The sequence below is a fragment of the [Actinomadura] parvosata subsp. kistnae genome, assembly GCF_900323885.1.
GTDB lineage: Bacteria > Actinomycetota > Actinomycetes > Streptosporangiales > Streptosporangiaceae > Nonomuraea > Nonomuraea composti.
In genome coordinates, this window is sequence record NZ_OOHJ01000013.1 from 197,555 (window position 1) to 218,132 (window position 20,578).

The 20,578-nt window shown below is 73.3% G+C and carries 17 protein-coding genes; 7 read left to right on the plus strand and 10 right to left on the minus strand.

The features are described from left to right. Positions 1-5: 5 nt before the first annotated feature. Positions 6-899 (minus strand): carbohydrate kinase family protein, encoded by an 894-nt coding sequence (locus KIS93_RS14205; RefSeq protein ID WP_080046318.1) that lies wholly within the window; start codon positions 897-899, stop codon positions 6-8. Positions 900-1,055: 156 nt separating this feature from the next. Here KIS93_RS14205 and KIS93_RS14210 point away from each other — a divergent pair, with 156 nt between their 5' ends. From KIS93_RS14210 to KIS93_RS14235, 6 genes are all read left to right on the plus strand, one after another. Then, positions 1,056-3,734, plus strand: a complete 2,679-nt coding sequence (locus KIS93_RS14210) for a bifunctional acetate--CoA ligase family protein/GNAT family N-acetyltransferase (RefSeq protein ID WP_080046319.1) — start codon at positions 1,056-1,058, stop codon at positions 3,732-3,734. 157 nt (positions 3,735-3,891) lie between these two features. Beyond that, on the plus strand, positions 3,892-4,482 hold the full coding sequence (locus KIS93_RS14215; protein ID WP_080046320.1) for a DUF5998 family protein: 591 nt from the start codon (positions 3,892-3,894) through the stop codon (positions 4,480-4,482). Positions 4,483-5,093: 611 nt separating this feature from the next. Then, entirely contained in the window at positions 5,094-6,209 is a 1,116-nt protein-coding gene (locus KIS93_RS14220; RefSeq protein WP_080046321.1) for an alkaline phosphatase family protein, read from the plus strand. Further along, positions 6,206-7,048: a sulfurtransferase gene (locus KIS93_RS14225; RefSeq protein ID WP_080046322.1), complete on the plus strand. Its 843-nt coding sequence runs from the start codon at positions 6,206-6,208 to the stop codon at positions 7,046-7,048. Before KIS93_RS14220 ends, KIS93_RS14225 begins: the two co-directional genes overlap by 4 nt. A gap of 167 nt (positions 7,049-7,215) precedes the next feature. Continuing rightward, positions 7,216-8,628: an alpha/beta hydrolase family protein gene (locus tag KIS93_RS14230; protein ID WP_080047640.1), complete on the plus strand. Its 1,413-nt coding sequence runs from the start codon at positions 7,216-7,218 to the stop codon at positions 8,626-8,628. Positions 8,629-8,714: 86 nt separating this feature from the next. After that, positions 8,715-10,100: an FAD-binding oxidoreductase gene (locus KIS93_RS14235; protein ID WP_080046323.1), complete on the plus strand. Its 1,386-nt coding sequence runs from the start codon at positions 8,715-8,717 to the stop codon at positions 10,098-10,100. Positions 10,101-10,107: 7 nt separating this feature from the next. On the opposite strand, the gene KIS93_RS14240 is transcribed toward KIS93_RS14235, so the two are convergent. The 4 genes from KIS93_RS14240 to KIS93_RS14255 form a co-directional block, all read right to left on the minus strand. After that, positions 10,108-12,630, minus strand: a complete 2,523-nt coding sequence (locus KIS93_RS14240; protein WP_080046324.1) for a CHAT domain-containing protein — start codon at positions 12,628-12,630, stop codon at positions 10,108-10,110. 65 nt (positions 12,631-12,695) lie between these two features. After that, positions 12,696-13,139, minus strand: a complete 444-nt coding sequence (locus tag KIS93_RS14245) for a peptidase associated/transthyretin-like domain-containing protein (protein ID WP_080046325.1) — start codon at positions 13,137-13,139, stop codon at positions 12,696-12,698. Beyond that, positions 13,136-13,663, minus strand: a complete 528-nt coding sequence (locus KIS93_RS14250; RefSeq protein WP_080046326.1) for an RNA polymerase sigma factor — start codon at positions 13,661-13,663, stop codon at positions 13,136-13,138. The genes KIS93_RS14245 and KIS93_RS14250 overlap by 4 nt, the downstream gene beginning before the upstream one ends. A 72-nt stretch (positions 13,664-13,735) precedes the next feature. Continuing rightward, entirely contained in the window at positions 13,736-14,749 is a 1,014-nt protein-coding gene (locus KIS93_RS14255; protein ID WP_080046327.1) for a S8 family peptidase, read from the minus strand. Between the two features lie 175 nt (positions 14,750-14,924). Here KIS93_RS14255 and KIS93_RS14260 point away from each other — a divergent pair, with 175 nt between their 5' ends. After that, positions 14,925-15,419 (plus strand): DUF3145 domain-containing protein, encoded by a 495-nt coding sequence (locus KIS93_RS14260; RefSeq protein WP_080046328.1) that lies wholly within the window; start codon positions 14,925-14,927, stop codon positions 15,417-15,419. 379 nt (positions 15,420-15,798) lie between these two features. Here KIS93_RS14260 and fabF read toward each other — a convergent pair whose 3' ends face one another. The 5 genes from fabF to KIS93_RS14285 all read right to left on the minus strand — a co-directional run bounded on the left by fabF (position 15,799) and on the right by KIS93_RS14285 (position 20,501). Continuing rightward, positions 15,799-17,031, minus strand: coding sequence for a beta-ketoacyl-ACP synthase II (gene fabF, locus KIS93_RS14265; protein WP_080046329.1), 1,233 nt, complete (start codon positions 17,029-17,031; stop codon positions 15,799-15,801). Positions 17,032-17,062: 31 nt separating this feature from the next. Next, positions 17,063-17,302 carry an acyl carrier protein gene (locus KIS93_RS14270; protein ID WP_080046330.1) on the minus strand — a complete coding sequence of 80 codons (240 nt, stop codon included), beginning with the start codon at positions 17,300-17,302 and terminating at the stop codon, positions 17,063-17,065. Between the two features lie 121 nt (positions 17,303-17,423). After that, a complete protein-coding gene (locus tag KIS93_RS14275) occupies positions 17,424-18,380 on the minus strand; it encodes a beta-ketoacyl-ACP synthase III (protein WP_080046331.1) in 957 nt (318 codons plus the stop codon). Then, positions 18,377-19,273: an ACP S-malonyltransferase gene (locus KIS93_RS14280; RefSeq protein ID WP_080046332.1), complete on the minus strand. Its 897-nt coding sequence runs from the start codon at positions 19,271-19,273 to the stop codon at positions 18,377-18,379. Before KIS93_RS14280 ends, KIS93_RS14275 begins: the two co-directional genes overlap by 4 nt. A gap of 103 nt (positions 19,274-19,376) precedes the next feature. Further along, entirely contained in the window at positions 19,377-20,501 is a 1,125-nt protein-coding gene (locus tag KIS93_RS14285; RefSeq protein ID WP_080046333.1) for a PucR family transcriptional regulator, read from the minus strand. Between the last annotated feature and the right edge of the window lie 77 nt (positions 20,502-20,578).

The following is a 20,578-nucleotide window of genomic DNA, read 5'->3' on the forward strand; positions in this document are numbered from 1 at the left end:
TCACCCTAGAAGGGCGGCCGGGCACCCAGATGCATGATCGCCTTGGCCGCCAGCCGGCACCCGGAGGCCAGCGCCTCGGCCGGCGGCTTGCCCTCCAGCCACGCGGGCAGGAACCCGGCGCAGAACGCGTCACCCGCGCCCGTGCCATCGACGATCTTGTCGACGGGATCGGCGGCCACGTGCACCGGATCGGGGCGCCCGTTGCTGAACCACAGCGCGCCCTCGGCGTTCATCTTGATCACGACCTGCGGGAACCACGCGGTCAGCACCTTGGCGGCGGCCTCGGGGTCGTCGCGGCCGGTCAGCACCTTCGCCTGGTCGGTGTTGGCGAACAACAGCTTGGCGCCGTTGGTCCACTCGAGGAACGGCTCGGCGCCCGTGCGCTCCAGCGGCGCGGAGGACGCGCAGTCGACCGAGATCGACATGCCCGCGCGCCTGGCCATGTCGAGCGCCGCGAGGCCGGCGTCGCGCGAGCCCTCGTTGATCAGCGTGTAACCCGACAGGTGCAGGTGCGCGCCCTGCGCGAACAGGTCGCGCGGCAGGTCTTCGGGCGACAGCGCCGCGTTGGCGCCCGGGTCGGACAACATCGTGCGCTCGCCCTTGTGCGTCACCAGCACCACGCACGTGCCGGTCGGACGCTCGGGGTCCATGACGAGCCGGGCGTCGACGCCGTAGCCCATCAGCTCCATGTCGCGGTTGCGGCCCGTGATGTCGGCGCCCCTGCGGCCGATGAAGGCCACCTCGGCACCCTCGACGGCGAGCCAGGACGAGATGTTCGCCCCCGAACCGCCGCCGTGCATGGTCACGATCGCCGGGGTGTCGCTCGCACGGGCGAGCGCATAACGGGCGCGAGCGACCGCGTCGGTCATGAGATCGCCCACCACGACGACCCGCGTCATGATGTCACCACCTTGCTGCCTTCAGATCGAGCCTGGCCACGGCTGAAAACGCCACCGCAAAAGTAACAGCTTCCGGGCGACCCGTGGGGCGTACCCCGGAGACCGGGCGGCAGTCGATGCACAAGCGTTGCCCAACAGGGCCCCTGGTCTTGGCATATGGGATGCGGGTTTACAGTCGAGACTGTGGAGGCACAATATCCGGCTCACTGGGAGGCCGATGTCGTCCTGGCCGACGGCGGCACCGCGCACGTCCGCCCGATCAGGCCCGCCGACGCCGACCGCCTCCGTTCCTTCTACTCGCGGCTGTCCGACGAGTCGATCTACTTCCGCTTCTTCGGGCCGCGGCCCCGCCTGTCCGACAGGGAAGTCGAGCGGTTCACCAACGTCGACTACGTCAACCGCGTCGCGCTGATCGCCACCATCGGCGCCGAGATGGTGGCCGTCATCCGCTACGACCGCACCGGGCCCGGCGAGGCCGAGGTCGCCTTCCTCGTCGAGGACGCCCACCAGGGCAGGGGAGTGGCCTCCGTGCTGCTGGAGCACCTGGCGGCCACGGCGCGCGAGCGCGGCATCGAGCGGTTCGTCGCCGACGTGCTGCCGGCCAACATGCGCATGACGGGGCTGCTGCGGCAGGCCGGTTACACGGCGCAGAGCCAGTTCGAGGACGGCGTCGTCCGTATGACGCTCGACCTCACCCCGACCGACACCTCCACCGAGGTCACGATCGCCCGCGAGCACCGCGCCGAGTCCCGCTCCATCGCCCGGCTCCTCACCCCGGGCTCCGTCGCGGTCATCGGCGCCTCCCGCGAGCCGGGCGGCGTCGGCCAGACCGTGCTGCGCAACCTCCTGGCCGCCGACTTCACCGGCCCCGTCTACCCCGTGCACCGCGAGGTGCGGGCGGTGGCGGGCGTGCGGGCCTACCCGAGCGTGGGCGAGATCGACGGCGACGTCGACCTCGCCGTGGTCGCCGTGCCCGCCGAAGGCGTGCTCGACGTCGTCAAGGAGTGCGCGGAGAAGGGCGTGCACGGCCTGGTCGTGGTCTCCTCCGGGTTCGGCGAGACGGGCGAGGAGGGCCGGGCCAGGCAGGACGAGCTGGCCCGCATCGCCCGCTCCTACGGCCTGCGCGTCGTCGGCCCCAACTGCCTCGGCATCGCCAACACCGACCCGGCCGTCAAGCTCAACGCCACCCTCGCCGCCACCGTGCCCGGCAGGGGCAAGGTGGGCTTCTTCAGCCAGTCGGGCGCGCTCGGCACCGCGCTGCTGCAGCGGGTGGCGCAGCGCGGCATGGGCATCTCGTCGTTCGTCTCGGCGGGCAACAGGGCCGACGTGTCGGGCAACGACCTGCTCCAATACTGGGAGGAGGACGACTCCACCGAGGTCATCCTGCTCTACCTGGAGTCGCTCGGAAACCCGCGCAAGTTCACCCGGCTGGCCAGGCGCATCGCCCGCAGCAAGCCCGTCGTCGTGGTCAAGAGCGGCGGCACCCCCTCAGGCCACTCGGCCGAGGAGCTGGGGCTGCCCGACTCGGCGATCAGCTCCCTGTTCGAGCAGGCGGGCCTCATCAGGGTCGACGACCTCATCCAGCTCTTCGACGTGGGCCAGCTCCTCGCCTACCAGCCGCTGCCCGCCGGCCCGCGGGTCGCGCTGGTCACCAACTCCGACGCGCTCGGCCTGCTCGCCGCGCACGCCTGCCGCGCCGTCGGCCTCGAGCCGCGCGCCCCGGTCAACCTCGGCCCCGCCGCCGGCGCCGCCGAGTACGGCCCCGCCCTCGCCGGCGAGCTGGCCTCCCCCGACGTGGACGCCGCCGTCGTGATCTACATGCCGCCCATCCCCGGCCGCACCGAGGAGGTGGCCGGCGAGCTGCTGCGGGTCTCGAAAGACTCCGGCAAGCCGGTGCTGGCCACGTTCCGCGGGCACCTGGGCATGCACCCGGCCCTGCGCGTGCCCGGCCCGTCGGCGCCCTCGCGCGGCTCCATCCCGTCGTACGCGGCGCCGGAGGAGGCCGTGCGGGCCCTGGCCCACGTCGTCCGCTACGCCACGTGGCGGGCCCAGCCGGCCACGCCGCCGCACGAGCTCGACGACATCGACACCGTGCGCGCGAGAGAGCTCGTCCGCGCGGCGCTGCCCGACGCGGAGGCCACGCCGGGCGGGTTCGCGCAGGCCGGGCCGCCGGTCGAGATCGACGCCGCCGAGCTGCTGTCCTGCTACGGGCTGACCGTCTGGCCCGCCGAGGTCGTCCGCTCCGCCGACGAGGCCGTGGCCGCCGCCGGGCGCCTCGGCTGGCCCGTCGTGGTCAAGGTGGCCGACCCCGGCGCCTCGCGCCGCGCCGGCACCGTACGCCTCGGGCTCACCGGGCCCGAGGTGGTACGGCACGCCTACACCGAGTTCGCCGAGCAGTTCGGCGAGGGGGTCGAGCTGGCCGTGCAGCGGATGGCGCCGCAGCCGGCCGTCCCCACGGTCGTCGGGGTGATCGAGGATCCCGCGTTCGGGCCGGTCGTGTCGTTCGGGCTGGGCGAGGTGACCGCGCGCCTGCTCCAGGACCAGGGCTTCCGCCTCGCGCCGCTGACCCGCGACGACGCCTCCGCCCTCGTGCGGTCCGTACGCGCGGCGCCCCTGCTGTTCGGCGAGTACGGCTACCCGCCCGTGGCCGTCGACGCCCTGGAGGAGCTGCTCGTACGCGTCGGCCGCCTGGCCCACGACCTGCCCGAGGTGGCCCGGCTCGACCTCGACCAGGTGCTCGTGGGGGAGTCCGACGCCATGATCCTCGGCGCCCGCGCCATCCTCCGCACCCCTGCGGGTCCCCGGCTCGACGTCGGCCCGCGCAGATTGTCGTGAGCGGGGCGGATGCCGGCCCGGGGCGGCCTCCCTGCTTTGGCGCTCAGCCCTCAGCGAATGAAGTGACCCAAGTGCCCGCAGTTGCCCAGACAAAAGACGTTATAGAGCGTTATGTCCGCCGGGTGAGTGCACCGCCCGGTCCTGGCAGGATGGAGCCATGAGGGAAACCCGAGTCTCAGCCGCGGGCCTGCGTGAAGCGATCGAGCGCAGCGGCTACTACCCCGACCTCGTCACCGATGCGGTCGAATCCGCGCTGGGCAAGGAGGCCGTGACCGCGTTCGTGGTCCACCACGAGGCGACCTTCGATCCCGCGATGGAGGTCCGCCGGCACGTCACCGTCCTGGTGCTGTCGGCGACGCGGCTGCTGGTCTGCCACACCGACGAGCACCCGGCGGTCGAGGGCGTCTCGGCGTCCCACGCCTCCACCACCACCGAGGCGGTGCGGCTGAGCCGCGTCCAGTCGGTGGCCGTCACCCGCGTCGTGCCCGATCCCGCCTCCTACGTCCCCGGCGTCCCTCCCACGGAGGTGACGCTCACGATCGGGTGGGGCGCCATCTCCCACGTGGACCTCGAGCCGGCCACGTGCGGCGACGAGAACTGCGAGGCCGACCACGGCTACACGGGCGCCATCACGGCCGACGACCTGTCGCTGAGGGTCAGCGAGGCCGCCGACGGGCCCGAGGCGGTCACCCACGTCCTCGCCTTCGCCAAGGCCCTGTCCGAGGCCACCGCCCGCGCCACCTCCTGACCCCGCCCCGTGCCGCGCCCGCCCGTCGGGTGGTGGCGGCGCTCCGGGCAAGGGATCGCCCTGCTCAGGGGCGACCGGCTGATCGGTCAGCATCGCCGGCCGGTCGATCGCCTGCTGCCTCGGCAGGTCGGCGCCCCCGGGGCCGTCCTCCTGGGTGACCAGCCTGCCCAGCCACTCGCGCACGCCGGCCGGCTGCCTGGGGTCGCCCCACACCGCCCCGGGCGCAGCTCGCGCGGTCGCACGCTCGGCAAGCAGCGACATCCGCTCGCCTGATGGCGGTCACCGCTGACACGGCTTCGACGCGCCGCAGACACGACACCGAGGACGGCACTGCCGAGCAGCCCCTGCCCGTGCGGCGGGATCAGCAGCAGTGTGAGCGGTGGCATCGGCGTCTGGCATCGGCGGCGGGATAGCAGCAGCGTCAGCGGCGGCACCAGCAGCCCCTGCCCGTGCGGAGGGATCAGCGGCGGCACCAGCGGCAGCGTCAGCGGCGGCATCAGCGTCTGGCATCGGCGGCGGGATAAGCGGTGGGTCAAAGCGGCGGGATCCGCAGCGGGATCAGGCGAAAGATCATCGCGAGCCGAGATCACCCTGGGTCTAGACTGAGGCCCATGCTGCTGCCGGGATACGGCGGTGCGTCGCTGGCGGAGGTGCCGCGATCGCTGCTGGCCGCCCTGGGCCTGCGCGAGCCGAACGCGCTGGCCCTCGAACAGGCCGACCGCGTGTGCCTGTTCCTGGTCGACGGCCTCGGCGCCGAGCTGCTGCGGGCCCACCCCGAGGCGGCGCCGTTCCTGACGTCCGGCATGACCGCCCGTACGCTCACCGCCGGGTTCCCTGCCACCACCGTCACGAGCCTGTGCACGCTGGGCACCGGCCTGACGCCCGGCGAGCACGGCATGGTCGGGCTGATGCTGGCCGTCCCCGGCACCGGCCACCTGCTCAACTGCCTGCGGTGGACGCACCCCGACGGCATGACCGTCGATCCCGACGAGTGGCAGCCCGCGACCACCGTCTACCAGCGTGCCGCCGCGGCCGGGGTCGAGCCGGTCTACGTGGGCCCCGCCCAGTTCGAGGGCACCGGCCTGACCAGGGCCGTCTACCGGGGCGTCCGCTACGTTCCGGCCGACTCGGTCGACGACCGGGTGGCCCGCGTGCACGAGGCGCTGCGCGAGCGGCGGCCCGCGTACGTGACCGTCTACTACGGCGACCTCGACGCCGCCGGCCACATGACGGGCTGGGGCAGCGAGGAGTGGCTGCGCCAGCTCGCCCTCGTCGACGACATGGCGCGGCGGCTGGCCGAGGGCCTGCCGCCAGGCTCCGCCCTCTACGTCACCGCCGACCACGGCATGGTCAACGCCACCGAGAAGATCGACGCCGAGAGCGTCCCCGAGCTGACGGACGGGGTGGCGCTGCTCGGCGGCGAGGCCAGGGCCAGGCACGTGTACGCCCGCCCGGGGGCCGCCGGCCAGGTGCTCGACGCGTGGCGCGAGACCCTGCGCGGCAAGGCGTGGGTGGTGTCCAGGCAGGAGGCGGTCGAGTCGGGCTGGTTCGGGCCGCACGTACGCGACGCGTGGCTGTCCCGCATCGGCGACGTCGTGGCCGTCCCGCACACCGACCTGGCCATCACCGCCCCGACGCGGCACCGCATCGAGGCGCTCTTCACCGGCTACCACGGCTCGCTCACGGCGGCCGAACAGCACGTCCCGCTCCTGGAGGTACGGCCTTGACCAGCCCCTTGATCACCGCAACCGACCTGGCCGCCCTCACGGAGCCCGCGGGGGCGGTGACGGTGCTCGATGTCCGGTGGCGGCTCGGCGGGCCGCCCGGGCTCGACTTCTACCGTGAGGGCCACATCGAGGGCGCCGTCTACTGCGACCTCGACACCGACCTCGCCGCCCCGACCAGCGCTGGTGGGCGGGGCGGGCGGCACCCGCTGCCGGACGCGGCGGCGTTCGAGAGCGCCATGCGCCGGCTCGGCGTCTCCGGCGGGCGCCCGGTGGTCGTCTACGACGACGCCGGCGCCACGGTCGCCGCCCGCGCGTGGTGGGCGCTGCGTTACTTCGGCCACCAGGACGTCCGCGTGCTCGACGGCGGCCTGCAAGCCTGGATCGAGGCCGGCCTGCCGGTCACCAAGGACGTCCCGCAGCCCGTCCCGGGCGACTTCACTGCGCGGCCGGGCGGAATGCCCGCCCTGACGGCCGACGAGGCCGCCACGCTGGCCGGCCAGGGCATCCTCCTCGACGCCCGCGCGGCGGAGCGTTACCGGGGCGAGGTGGAGCCGATCGACCCGGTGGCCGGGCACGTGCCCGGAGCGGTCAGCGCCCCCACGACCGCCAACCTCGGCCCCGACGGCCGCTTCCTCGCCCCCTCGGAGCTCCGTGCCCGCTTCGGAGGGCTGGGCGTGCGGGAAGGCGAGGCGGTGGGCGCGTACTGCGGCTCGGGGGTGACGGCCGCCCACGAGGTGCTGGCCCTGGAGGTGGCGGGCCTGCCCGCGTCCCTGTACGTCGGCTCCTGGTCCGACTGGGTCTCCGACCCGTCCCGCCCCGTCGCCACCGGCGACCGGTAAGCCACGACGGGCCGCCCGCACCATGGTCACAGGCCCGCCAGGACCCGGGCCAAGAGGTCCTACGACCCTGGTCGCACACCGGCCGTAGAGGGTCATACCGGGGTGGCGCACAGCTCTCCGCATTGAGGCCGTTGTCCGGCTGAGATCACTCCGACACCGTGATCAACATGACTGTGACCCTGTTCTTCGGCCTGTCCCTGGCAGAGCTCTCGGCGTTGGCGGCCGCCGTCGTGCTGGTGCTGGCCCGCTGGCTGCCGCCCGGCGCGCGCCGCCCCTCGACGTGGGCCGGCGCGGTGGTGCTCGTGGTGTCCGCGATCGTGCTGGCCGTGCTCGGCCTGCGCTGGCAGCTCGTCCCCGTCCTGGTGGGTGGTGCCATCGCGCTGGCGTTCGCCGTTCCCATCCTGCTGCGCAGGCCCGTGCGGCGGGCCAGGTGGTGGCTGGCCCTGCCGGGGTCGGCGGCGTGTCTGGCGCTGGTTCTGGCGGGCGCGGTGGCGGCGTGGGCGTTGCCCCTGCCCGTGTTCCCCGAGCCGTCGGGCGCGCACGCCACGGGCACCACCGTGGTGCAGTGGACCGACCCTGATCGGGCGGAAACCGCCACCTCCCGCACCGACGACAAGCGCACGGTCGTCGTCCAGCTCTGGTACCCCGCACAAGGCGATCCCGCCGCCCGGCGGGCCTGGTACCTGGGCCGCACCGAGCGGGAGGCCCGGCTCGTCGCCCGCGGCCAGGCCGGCTACCTCGGCCTGCCGGGCTTCATCCTCGACGAGGCGGCCCGCGCCCGCTCCCGCTCGGTGCCCGACATCCCCGCAGCGGCGGGCCGGTTCCCGGTGGTGCTGTTCTCGCCCGGTCTCGGCGGCGTGCGCACCCAGAACACCGCCTGGGCCGAGGAACTGGCCAGCCGCGGTTACGTCGTGGCGGCCATCGACCACCCGTACGACTCCGCCGTCGTCACCCTCGACGACGGCCGCGCCATCCGCACCCGGGTCACCGCCACCGGCGACGATGCCGAGGACAACAGGCGCGCGGCCGGCTGGACCGCGGTGCGGGCCGCCGACCTCAGCTTCGTCCTCACCCAGCTCGACCGCCTGGACCGCGGCGAGATCAAGGGCCCGCTGACCGGACGGCTCGACATCGACCGGGCCGCCGCCACCGGCCACTCCCTGGGCGGCGCCGCCGCGCTGCAGGCCGCCCGCCAGGACCCCCGCTTCGCCGCCGTCATCGACATCGACGGCTACCCCCGGGACCCCGCCCCCCGGCCGTTCGACCAGCCTGTGCTCGCGCTCACCCACGACGTGCGGCAGGGCGAGGAGCAGGACTACATCTCTCGCCTCACGCAGGTGCTCCAGCTCAGCACCGCGACCGGCTACCGGCTCACCGTCCCCGGCTCGGCCCACCTCACCTTCACCGACGCCCCGCTCTTCCTGCCCCCGCTGCCCACCCTCGTCGGCTCCCTCGGCCGGACCGCCGGACCTCACATCACCGCGGCGACCACCGCTGCCTTCCTCGACGCCACCCTCCGCGGCGAACCCGGCGACCTGGCCACCACCCTGTCCAAGTACGGCCGCCTGACAGTCCTGTAGCCCAACTGTTGGCCGGACCCACGATTCCGTGTAATGTTGGTAGCGCCAACATTGGTCTTGCCAATAATGAAAGGCGACCCCCTGACATGTCCGAGAAGACTTTGCTCACCTCCGTCCACGGCCGCACCCTCTACCCGGGCGACCCCGGCTTCGAGGAGGCCTGCTCCGGCTGGTTGCTGACCGTCGAGCACCGCCCCGCCGTGATCGTGGTGGCCGCCGACGCGGCCGACGTCGTCACCGCCGTCCGGTTCGCCGCACGCACGGGCCGCCCGATCGCCGTCCAATCGACCGGCCACGGCAAGTCCGTGCCCGCGGACGGAGCCGTCTTCATCGCCACCAATGAGCTGCGCGAGCTGCGCGTGGACGCGGCGGCACGCACCGCCAGGATCGGCGCGGGCCTGCGGTGGGGCGAGGTGCTGGCCGGGACGGCCGAGCACGGGCTGGTGCCCCTGTGCGGCTCCTCCGGCGAGGTCGGCGTGATGGGCTTCCTGACCGGTGGCGGGTTGCCGCTGGCCGCCCGTACGTACGGATTCGCCGCCGACCACGTCCGCTCGCTCGACCTCGTCACCGCCGACGGCCGGCTGCGCACCGTCTCGCCGGCTCAGGAGCCGGACCTGTTCTGGGCCGTCCGGGGCGGCAAGAGCAACTTCGGGGTCGTGGTGGCCGCCGAGATCGAGCTGCTCCCGCTGCGCACCATCTACGGCGGCACGCTCACGTACGGGGCCGAGGACCCGGCGCGCGCGGCCCACGTGCTGCGCTCCTACCTGGCCTGGACGAAGGACCAGCCGGACGAGATGTCCTCGTCGGTGACGCTGATGCGCCTGCCCGACGTGCCGCAACTGCCCGAGGAGTTCCGGGGGCGTTCGCTCATGCAGATCCGCGTCGTCCTCATGGGGGACGACGCGAGCGCCGTGGAGCCGTTGCGCGCGCTGGAGCCGGAGCGGGACACCTGCGCCGCCATGCCGTACACGGAGATCACGGGGATCTACCAGGACCCCAAGAACCCGGTGTCGGCGCACCTGCGCAGCGCGTTGCTGCACGAGCTGGACGACGAGGCGGTGGCGGAGCTGGTCTCGCTCATCGACCCGTCGGCGCCGGGCGGGTCGTCCCCCGGCATCGAGCTGCGGCAGCTCGGCGGGGCGCTGAACCGGGCGCCCCGCCGGCCGCACGCGGTCAGCACCCAGGGCGCCGCCTTCCACCTGTGGCTGCGCGTCCCGGCGCCCCCGGGGCAGGCCGTGGCAGCGCGCGAGACCGCGGACGAGGTGCTGGAGCGGCTGCGGCCCTGGGACACCGGCGCGATGCTCCCGGGCTTCCTGTTCGACCCCGACGCGGCTCCCGATCGGGTCAGGCGCGCCTACACCGAGGCGGACCACCGCCGGCTGGCCGCGCTCAAGGCCGTCCACGACCCGGACGACCTCTTCCGCATCAACCACCACATCCCGCCACTCGGTGACGATGAGGCAGCCAAGTGACGGAAGGTCAGCAGAAGGGCTGGTCGCCCGCGCCGAAGCAGACGAACCCCGTCTCGTCCGCCTTCGCCGCCGCCATGGCCAGCGCCACGTCCGGCGACCGCCCCGCCGCCAGCAGCTCGTGGAACGTGCTCATCACGGCCCGCGCCGTCTCGTCCTCCACCGGCACCATGCCGGCGACCACGCACGCCGACCCCTTGGCCAGGAACGTCCCGGGCAGCCCCAGCGGCGCCCCCTCCACGGGCGCGCGGGACATCCCGGCGTTGCACGCCGACAGCACCACCAGAGCGGCCGAGCGGGAGACGTCCAGCAGGTCGTACGCCATGAGCTGCCCGTCCTCCAGCGTGATCCCGGACACCAGCGGGCTGCGCGCGTGAAAGGCCCCGTGGGCGGCCAGGTGCACGATGTCGGCCGTGCCCAGCGCCTCCAGCACGGGCCCGACCCGCCCGGCCACCTGCCGCCCGCCGGGATGGCAGGCCAGCACGTGCTCCACCTCCGACTGGGCGTGCCTCAGCGAGGGCCCGGCCGCCGCCACCACCCGCGGCGGGCCGCCGCAGCGCGCGGTGCGGGCGGTGCGGGCCCGCATCCAGGCGGCCGCACCGGCCGCGACGCTGACCGGCCGCTCCCTCAGGGACGGCAGCGCACCCCAGGGCACCGTGTGCAGCGCCCCGACCGGCACCACGACCAGCGGCCGGTCGGCCAGCTCGGCGGCGAAGGGCCGCAGCACCAGCCGTTCGAGCTCGGTGGCCGCCTCCTCGACGTCGGCCCGGCCGCTGTTGCGGCGCAGCGCGTGACGCAGCCGCACGATGGTGTCCATGACCGGCCGCAGCGGGCCCAGCCGCCGCAGCACCAGCCGGTCCTCGCTCAGCAGGACGGCCAGCAGCGCGTCACCGTCGGCGACGTACTCGACCAGGGCCGCCCGGCCCAGCTCCGCGCGGACGCGTTCGGGATCCACCAGCGCGCAGGCGTGCGCGGGAGCGGCCACGGCCCGCCACCGCTCCGCCCACTCGAACACCTCCCTGGGACACCCGTCGCGCACCGCCAGCTCCAGACCGTAGGCCGCCAGCCGCTCCCCGGCCCTGGCCGCGTGGGCGCGCAGCGACGGGTCCTCGAACGCCTCGACCCGCCCGCTCACCTCGGCCAGCCCGTCGCGTACCGCGCGGAAGGCGCCCGCGACGTCCTCCTGCAGCGCCGCCTGGAGGGCCAGCGCGTGCTGGCGCACCGGCACGGGGATCTCCGACGCCTGCGCGAGCTGCCTGGCCTGCGGCTCGGAGGCCAGCGAGGTCAGCCGGGTGCCCGCGGGCACCCACCGATCGCGCCGCTCGGCGTGCCGGGTGAGCCGGGCGAGCTGGGCGGAGGCGGTCGGGTGGTCGTCCACGCTGAGCGCCGCCTCGGCCGCCGCCAGCCGCAGCGCCGCGCCCGCCCGGTGGGCGAAGGCGTCCTCCAGCTCGTCGGCGCACGTGATCAGCTCGGCGACCAGCTCGGGCGTGACGGGTTCGAGGACCAGCCGCGAGCGCAGGACGACCTCCTTGGCCAGCGGCAGCCACGACACTCTGTCCTGGGCGGCCAGCTCGGCCGCCGCCTGCTCGGCCACCTGCCTGGCCCGGTGCGCGTCGCCGGTCAGCAGCTCCACCTGGGCCAGCTTCAGCCGCGCGTCGGCCAGCGCGGTGAGCGCCGCCGCCGCCTCCAGGTCGGGTACGGCCATCCGCAGCATGGTGCCCGCCTCGCCCGGCAGGTGCGCCGCCAGGAGGGCGCCGGCGAAGTCGGCCCGCATCGAGGCCAGCCGCTCGGGGTAGCCGAACAGGGTCTCCTCGGCCTCCCGGTAGTGCCGGAAAGCGCCGGCGATGTCCCCCCGGCGTACCGCGAGGAAGGGCAGGTTGGCGGCGGCCAGGCGGGCCAGGTGCCAGAGGCCGGCGAACTGGGAGATCTGCAGGCAGGCGGTGAGGTCGCGCATGGAGGCGTCCCAGTCGCCGCGGTAGGCGTGCACGAGACCGCGGTTGAGCAGCCCGCCGGCCAGGAACCGGCGGTCGTCGATGGTGCCCGGCGCGGTCACCAGCGCCATCAGCGCCCGGTCACAGGAGGCGATGGCCTCCTGGTAACGGCCGAGGCGGGCCAGGGCGACCGCGCGCTGGGTGTCGAGCTTGGCACGGTCGAGCGGACCCAGGTACGCCCAGGCCAGGGCGGCCAGGCGGAGGGCCTGGAGGGGGTGGCCGCGTTCGGTGCGCACGCTGACGAGGGACAGCCGCGCCTGGGCGATCCGGTGCGGCGGGGCGTCGCGGACGGCCAGGGCCTCGCGGAGGTACTGCTCGGCCTTCTCCAGGTCGCCCAGCTCGCGGGCGGCCAGCGCCATCGTCCGCAGGCCCATGGCCTCGGCCTCGGGGCAGCGGTGGCGGCGGGCGGACTCGATGATCACCCGACCGGCGCGCAGCGCCTGGTCGGGATCGACCAGGGCACGCATCAGCGCGGCCTCGGCCGCTCTGACGAGCGGGTCGAGGTCGTCGGGCGAGTCTGGTGCGTGCGGTTTTGCGCTCATGGCCGGCCTCGATCCAAGACGGCCGGGAGTGGCGCGAGCCTCCCGGCCGGGTCAGCGGTGGCGGGTCAGGGGCGGATCCGCACCCATGTGGTCTGGACGGGCAGGTGCCCGGGCCGATGGCACACCACGCTGAGCCAGCCGGGTGGCAGGCCCGTGACGGCGAAATGACCGTTGGGCGTGATGCGCCTGGTCAGGGTCAGGTGCGGGGATCTCACATCGACGAGGGCACCCTCTCCTGGATAGGGGGAGATGTGGCCCGCGACGTCGATGAGCCCGTCGCCCTCGGTCACCTCCAGGTCGAAGGTGAGGCCGGTCGCGACGAAGCGCACCAGGTGGGAGCTGTCGTCGGCGCGCACGCTCCGGATCGTGGTGGCCTCCTGGGTGGCGGTCACCGCGTGGGGCAGCCGCAGCCGCCAGACGTCGCGCGAGGAGGAGGACACCCGGAGGGGGATCGGATCGGTGCCGGCCTCCAGCCGGAGTGCCGCCAGGAAATACTCGTCGTTGATCATTGCGCTGTCTCCTGTAGCGAGATCAGAGTGCGCAGTTTCTCCAGGCAGCGCGCCTTGGTGGGGCCCACGCTGCCCGCGGGCATCCCGAGCCGCGACGCCACCTGCCGGTTGCCGAGATCGAGGGCGACCAGCTGGAGCAGCGAACGGCAGGGCTCGTTGAGGGTGGAGACCGTCTTCCAGAGCAGCTGCCGGTCGTCGGCCTCCAGGACGACGGCCGCCGGATCGACCTCGGTGACCGCCTCGCTGGAGGAGACCACCGGCAGGTCCTTGCGCAGGAGCAGGAAGGCCTCGCGGCGCACGGTCGTCACCAGCCAGCCTCCCACCGCCCCCGGATCCCTGATGTTCCGCAGATGCTGCAGCAGGCGCAGCCAGGTGCCCTGGACGGCGTCGGCCGCGTCGGCGGGGCTCAGACCGCACGCGCGGGCCACAGCCCACATGCGCGGCCCGAACCTCGATTCGAGCTCGTCCCAGGCCGACCGGTCACCGTCGGCGGCGGCGGTCAGCAGCTCCGCCGAATCGCGCATACGGCCCTCCTTTCGCCGGCACGAGGAGGAGATCATTCCTCCACGTGATTGTCCGGGGACTGAGCGTAAACTCTACAGACTCGTGGGGAAGAGAACCCCCAGATCGGGAATTTGCGGGGTCTCCTCGGAGTCAAGGAGGTTCCTGATCCATTCCTTGGCCGGCTCGTGCCTGGCCGCGTCCGCGATCGCGCCCGCCACCAGCGCCGTGGCGAACGACGTTCCGCTCCACGCCGCGTACCCGCCGTACTCGCCCGCGTCGAGATAGCTGCTCGTCAGCCAGTCGCCCCGCGCGCACGCGTCGACCCACGTGCCGTGACCCGAGTAGGGCGCCCGGCGCTGCTGCGTCGCGTCCACCGCCGCCACCCCCACCACGCACGGCAGCGCCGCGGGCCAGAACGGGCGGTCGGAGCCGGTGTTGCCGGCGCAGGCCACGGTCACGGTCGCGGACAGCGCGCCGATGGCGTCCGACAGCAGGGGCGGCGGCCGGTCGTCGAACGTGTGGCAGCCGAAGGACAGGTTGAGCACCTGCGGCGGCCGCTCCCGCATGCGGTACAGGGCGCGCACCACCGTGGCCTCGTCCGTCAGGCCGTCGCCGTCGAGCACCCGCCCCACGCGCAGCCGCACGCCGGGCGCCCGCCGCGTCAGCAGGCCCGCGATGAACGTCCCGTGCCCCGCCTGCGCCCCCTCGTACGCGTCGGCCTCCTCAGGCCCGACCCCCGCGTACCAGTCGCTGCCGGCCCACCAGGGATGCTTGGTGACGCCGGTGTCGAGCAGGCCCACCACCACGTGCGAGCGGGACCTGCCCGCCTTGTACGGGATGGGCGGGGTGGGGAACGGCCTGGACGCGGGGCCGCCGAAGAACAGCGGCTGGCCGCGCAGCACATGGTTGGGGGAGGCCCGCAGACCCTGGCCGCGAAGCTCGGCGGTGAGCTCGCAGGGGTCGACGCCGGACGACAGGTGCACGACGCAGACGCCGTCGGCCTCCGAGACCGCCTGGGTCCAGCGCGACACGGCGGCGAGCGCGGTCCGGTCGGTCAGGAGCTGACCTGGCCGGATGAACGCCTCGCCGACAGATTGGATTTCCATGGGCGGGTATGTTTCCTGCGTGAGACCGCTGTCACCCGCCACTCCCGCACCAACTTGGTATGGCCCCCCTCTGGTGTCGAGTAGCGACCGACGGTAGTCTCTCCCTAGTCACTTGTGATCATCCCGGGGCGAGGCCGTTGGGGAAGGCGCACCTCGTACCGAAACGGGAGGTCCGGTGTCTGCTCGTGGCGTCCTTTACGTCCACTCGGCTCAGCCCGCGCTGTGCCCACACATCGAATGGGCAGTCGCGGGTGTCCTTGGCGTGCCCGTAGACCTGACGTGGACTCCGCAGCCCGCCGCACCCAACGTCGTGCGCGCGCAGGCGGAGTGGGAGGGCCGCCCCGGCATCGCCGCGGCCATCGCCTCCTCCCTCATGGGCTGGCAGCGCCTCAGGTTCGAGATCACCGAGGACGCCTCACCCGGCGTGGACGGCTCCCGCCATGCCTACACGCCGACACTCGGCGCCTTCACGGCGGTCATCGGCGCCGCCGGCGACATCATGATCCCCGAAGACCGGCTGCGCGCCGCGATGATGATGGCCGCCCAGGGGCGGTGCGTGCTTGAGGAAGAGCTGGACAAGATGCTCGGCAAGCCATGGGACGAGGAGCTGGAGCCGTTCCGGTACGCCGGCGACGGCGCCCCCGTCCGCTGGCTGCACGCGGCCGTTTAGCGGTGAAAGACGCCCATAAGAGGAGAGATGGCGTCAATCTGAAAGAGTGAGAGCAGACACCTGCCGCCCGGCGGCGCGGCCGCCGTACTGGTGGACGACGGGGCGCTGATGACCGAGCGGCGGGTCGCACGGGCGAGCGCGTGGTGCGGGTGCTGGGCGAGCCCACCAGCCCGTGAACGCGAGCAGCCGCCGGCTCGACAAGCCGGCGACTGAAGATGGGCGGACACTGGCGTGCGGCGACTCGACGTCTTTGGCGAGTCGCGCACCACCGGAGTGCCGGATGACCGGCACCCGCTCACAGACAGGCCACGTCACCCGCGGATGACGCGGCCCATGGCGGCGGCTGACAGGGCAGGCCGCCGGGTGCCCCGGAGGGCGTTCAGGCTCCCGTGAAGACGACCGTCACGTTGTGGCCGCCGAAGCCGAACGAGTTGTTGACGGCGGCGATGTCGCCCGCGGGCAGCGTGCGGTTCTCGCCGTGGACGAGGTCGACCTCGATGCCGTCGTCGATGTTGTCGAGGTTGATGGTGCGGGGGACGATCCGCTCCTGGAGGGCCTTGATGGTGAAGACCGACTCGATGCCGCCCGCGCCGCCGAGCAGGTGCCCGGTCATGGACTTGGTCGAGGTGACCAGCGGGTGGGTGCCGATGGCCTTGGCCACCGCCTGCACCTCGCCGACGTCGCCGGCCGGGGTGGAGGTGGCGTGCGCGTTGACGTGCTTGACGTCGAGGCCGGTGATGCCGGCGTCGGTCAGGGCCTGCGTCATGGCCATGATGATGCCGCGCCCCTCGGGCTCGGGCTGCGTGATGTGGTGCGCGTCGGCGGAGTAGCCGACGCCCGCGCAGTAGGCGTAGATCCGCGCGCCGCGCGTCTTGGCGTGCTCCTCGGACTCCAGCACCACGATGCCGGCGCCCTCGCCGAGCACGAACCCGTCGCGGTCGCGGTCCCACGGGCGGGAGGCGCCCTGCGGGTCGTCGTTGCGCTGGGACATGGCCCGCGCGGCGGCGAAGGCCGCCATGTTGAGGCCGTGGATGGCGGCCTCGGTGCCGCCGGCGACGACGACGTCGGCGCGGCCGGCCCTGATCATGTCCATCGCGCTGCCGATGGCCTCGGCGCCGGACGCGCAGGCCGACACCGTGGCGTGCACGCCCGCCTGCGCGCCCAGGTCGAGGCCGATCCAGGCGGCGGGGCCGTTGGGCATGAGCATCGGCACGGTGAAGGGCGACAGCCGGTTCCAGCCGCGCTCCTTCCACGTGTCGTACGCGCTGAGCGTGGTCGAGATGCCGCCGATGCCGCTGGATACCACCACGCCGAGCCGTTCGGGCGCCACGTCGGGCGCGCCCGCGTCCTGCCAGGCCTCCCTGGCGGCGACGAGGGCGAACTGCTCGCTGCGGTCGAGGCGGCGGGCCTCGGGCCGGGGCAGGACCTCGGTGGGATCGACCGCCGCCGTCCCCGCGAACTTCACGGGAACGGCGTCGATCCAGTCCGTGGTGAGGGTCTCGACGCCCGACTGACCGGCGAGGAGCGCCGTCCAGGTCGAGGTGACGTCTCCACCGACGGGCGTCGTCGCGCCAAGCCCGGTGACGACGACACGTACCCGGTTCGCACTCACGTTTCGCGCTCCTTACTGATCAGTCGGATGTTCAGCCCTGGATGAAGTTGAGGACGTCCTTGACCGTCTTCAGGTTCTTGAGCTGGTCGTCGGGGATCTCGACGCCGAACTCGTCCTGGGCGGCCACGGCGATCTCGACCATGGACAGGGAGTCGATGTCGAGGTCGTCCACGAAGCTCTTCTCAGGGGTGACCTCGGAGGCCGGAATGCCGGTGATCTCGTTGATGATCTTGCCGAGGCCCTGGAGGATGTCCTGCTCGGTGGCAGCCATGTCGCTAGTTCTCCTTCTGATCTTCCGGGTTTCTGTGCGAACGGTGCCGCACAAGCTGGTAGGACGATCGGATCCTACGGGGCGCCCCGGACGGGACCACCATCAGGACCGATCGAAGCACTTAGGGGATCTCGATCACTTGGCCCGCGTACGTGAGGCCCGCGCCGAAGCCGAGCACCAGCGCCAGCCCGCCCGACTGGACCTCGCCGCGCTCCAGCATGCGCGACAGCGCCAGCGGGATGGAGGCGGCCGAGGTGTTGCCGGCGTTGACGATGTCGCGGCCGATGACGGCCTTGTCGGCACCCAGTTTACGGGCGATGGCCTCGATGATGCGCAGGTTGGCCTGGTGCGGCACGAACGCGGCCAGCTCGGAGGGGTCGACGCCGGCACGCGCGCAGGCTTCGAGCGCCACCGGGGCGAGCGCGGTGGTGGCCCAGCGGAACACCGTCTGGCCCTCCTGGTGGAGGGAGTCGTGGCGGTCCTTGATGAAGATCGCGTCGGACTTGTCGCCGGCGCTGCCCCACACCACGGGGCCGATGCCGGGCGTCTCGGAGCGGCCGACGACGGCCGCGCCGGCCCCGTCCGCGAAGATCACGGCGGTGGACCGGTCGGTCCAGTCGACCCACTGCGACAGCTTCTCCGCGCCGATGACCAGCACGTTGCGGGCCGTGCCGGCGCGGACGGCGGCGTCGGCGGTGCCGAGCGCGTAGCAGAAGCCGGCGCAGGCGGCGTTGACGTCGAACGCGCCGGGCGAGGTGATGCCGAGGCGGTGCGCCACGACGGCGGAGGCGTTGGGGATCTGGGTCTCGAGCGTGCAGGTGGCCACGATGACCAGGTCGACGTCGTCGGGGGACAGGCCGCTGGCGGCCAGCGCCTTGCCGCCGGCGATGGTGGCCATGTCCTCGACGGACTCGCCGTCGGGGGCGACCCTGCGCTCCTTGATGCCGACCCGGGACTGGATCCACTCGTCGTTGGTGTCCATGGTCTTGGCCAGGTCGTCGTTGGTGACGACGTGCGACGGCTGGTAGTGGCCGAGGGCCAGCACCTTGCCGCCTGGGGCGATGTCGGGGATCCTCACTTGATCAGCTCCCTGGCCGCGTCGAGGTCGTCTGGGGTCTTCAGCGCCACGGTCTGCACGCCGCGCAGCCCGCGCCTGGCGAGCCCGGTGAGCGTGCCGCCGGGCAGCAACTCGATCATCTTGGTGACGCCGAGCCCGGCCATGGTCTCCATGCAGGCGTCCCACCTGACGGGGTTGCTGACCTGGTTGACCAGTCTCTGGAGGAACTCGGCGCCGGTGGCGACCGCCTGCCCGTCGGAGTTCGACAGCAGGGTGATGCCGGGGTCGGACGGCACGACGTTCCAGGCGGCTTCGCGCAGGCTCTCGACGGCCGGGGCCATGTGGTGGGTGTGGAAGGCCCCCGCGACGGAGAGGGGGATCAGGCGGGCGCGGGCCGGCGCGTCTTCCTTGAACGCGGCCAGCTGCTCCAGGGTGCCGCCGGCCACGATCTGGCCGGCGCCGTTGATGTTGGCGGGGGTCAGCCCGTGCTTCTCGATGCCGGCCAGCACCTCTTCCTCGACGCCGCCGAGCACGGCGGTCATGCCGGTCTCGGTGACGGCGGCGGCCTTGGCCATGGCCTGGGCCCGCTCGCGGACCAGGCGCAGCGACTGCTCGGGGGTGAGCACCCCGGCCAGCGCGGCGGCGGCGAACTCGCCGACGCTGTGCCCGGCCAGCACGTCGGGCTTGACGCCGAGGGCCTCGGCGGAGGCCAGCGCGGCGGCCACGAGCAGGGGCTGCGCGACGGCGGTGTCGCGGATCTCGTCGGCGCCGGCGGTGGTGCCGTAGGCGACCAGGTCGATCCCGGCGACCTCCGACCAGGCGCCCAGCCGGTCGGCCAGACCAGGCAGCTCGAGCCATGGAGTCAGGAAGCCTGGCGTTTGGGCACCTTGGCCCGGAGCGACGAGTACAAGCACAAAAACCACCTTGCCCTGTAGAACTTCGACACGCGGATGGAGATCCGTACGAACTTTGTCCTGGGTGATTTGTAGGATCCCTACAGTGGGGATTTCGGCTTCGTTACGTTAGAGCCGGCCACGTAACGGCGCTTTCCGACAATCTGCCCAGGATCAGACCCACCTGGAGCGTGAACGCCGACCTGCCCTCGGTGGGCTGGTAACCCGTCAGCTCGGTGATCTTCTTCAGGCGGTAGCGCACGGTGTTGGGGTGCACGAACAGCAGCCGCGCCGTCGCCTCCAGCGACGTGCCCTGCTCCAGGTACGTCGCGAGCGTGTCGAGCAGCGGGGTGCCCGCGAGCGGCTGGTACACGTTCTCGATGAGCTGCTCCCTGGCGTCGGCGTCGCCGTCGAGCGCCCGCTCGGCCAGCAGGTCCTCGGCGTGCACGGGCCGGGGCGCGTCGGGCCAGCCGCAGGACGCCTTCAGCCCGGCCAGGGCGGCCCTGGCGGACCTGGCGGCGGCGTGCAGGTCGGGGACCTCGGGGCCGATGACGATCGGCCCGACGCCGAAGCGGGCCACGACCTGCTTGGCCGCGTCGTCGACGCTGCCGGCGCCGCCGACGATCACGATCAGCCGGTCGGCCTGCACGCCGGCCAGCAGGTCCATGCCGATGCGGCGGCCCTTCTCGCGCAGCCCGTCGATGACCGCGCGCGGGTCGTCGTCGGGGGCGTGACCGGCGATGACGACCACGGGGGAGGACGTCCAGCCGAGCGCGGCGGCCCACGAGTGCAGGCCGTCGTCCACCTCGCCGCGCACGAGCGCGTCGACGATCAGCGCCTCCAGCCGGGCGTCCCACGAGCCCCTGGCCTCGGCCTCGCGGGCGTACACGTGCGCGGCGGCGAACGCCACGTCGCGCGTGTAGCGCAGCATGGCCTGCTGGAGCTGGTCCTCGCCGCCGGGCGCGGCCAGCTCGTGGGTCTGCGCCTCGACCACCTCGACCACGACCCGGACGATGTCGACGGTCTGCTGGAGCGAGATGGAGCGCTTGAGCTCGCGCGGCGCCGTGCCGAAGAACTCGATGCTGGGTGTCGGCCGGTCTTCGCCCGCGTGCTGGAACCACTCGACGAACGCGGCGATGCCCGCCTGCGCGACGAGCCCCACCCACGACCGGTCCTCGGCGCTGAGCGCGCGGAACCACGGCAACTGGTCGTCCATGCGCGCCATGGCCGCGGTGCCGAGCGAGCCCATGGCTCGCTCGAGCCTGCGTGTGGTGTCCTCCCGGGTCCGGTCTGTCACGCCTCCTAGAGTGCCAGGTCCCTCCGGAT

Coding starts and splice junctions, on each gene's coding strand:
- KIS93_RS14255 (WP_080046327.1), bottom strand. CDS start 14,749: ATGGAAATCCAATCTGTCGGCGAGGCGTTCATCCGGCCAGGTCAGCTC.
- KIS93_RS14235 (WP_080046323.1), top strand. CDS start 8,715: ATGTCCGAGAAGACTTTGCTCACCTCCGTCCACGGCCGCACCCTCTAC.
- KIS93_RS14230 (WP_080047640.1), top strand. CDS start 7,216: ATGACTGTGACCCTGTTCTTCGGCCTGTCCCTGGCAGAGCTCTCGGCG.
- KIS93_RS14205 (WP_080046318.1), bottom strand. CDS start 899: ATGACGCGGGTCGTCGTGGTGGGCGATCTCATGACCGACGCGGTCGCT.
- KIS93_RS14240 (WP_080046324.1), bottom strand. CDS start 12,630: ATGAGCGCAAAACCGCACGCACCAGACTCGCCCGACGACCTCGACCCG.
- KIS93_RS14245 (WP_080046325.1), bottom strand. CDS start 13,139: ATGATCAACGACGAGTATTTCCTGGCGGCACTCCGGCTGGAGGCCGGC.
- KIS93_RS14210 (WP_080046319.1), top strand. CDS start 1,056: ATGGGATGCGGGTTTACAGTCGAGACTGTGGAGGCACAATATCCGGCT.
- KIS93_RS14215 (WP_080046320.1), top strand. CDS start 3,892: ATGAGGGAAACCCGAGTCTCAGCCGCGGGCCTGCGTGAAGCGATCGAG.
- KIS93_RS14250 (WP_080046326.1), bottom strand. CDS start 13,663: ATGCGCGATTCGGCGGAGCTGCTGACCGCCGCCGCCGACGGTGACCGG.
- KIS93_RS14270 (WP_080046330.1), bottom strand. CDS start 17,302: ATGGCTGCCACCGAGCAGGACATCCTCCAGGGCCTCGGCAAGATCATC.
- KIS93_RS14285 (WP_080046333.1), bottom strand. CDS start 20,501: ATGGGCTCGCTCGGCACCGCGGCCATGGCGCGCATGGACGACCAGTTG.
- KIS93_RS14220 (WP_080046321.1), top strand. CDS start 5,094: ATGCTGCTGCCGGGATACGGCGGTGCGTCGCTGGCGGAGGTGCCGCGA.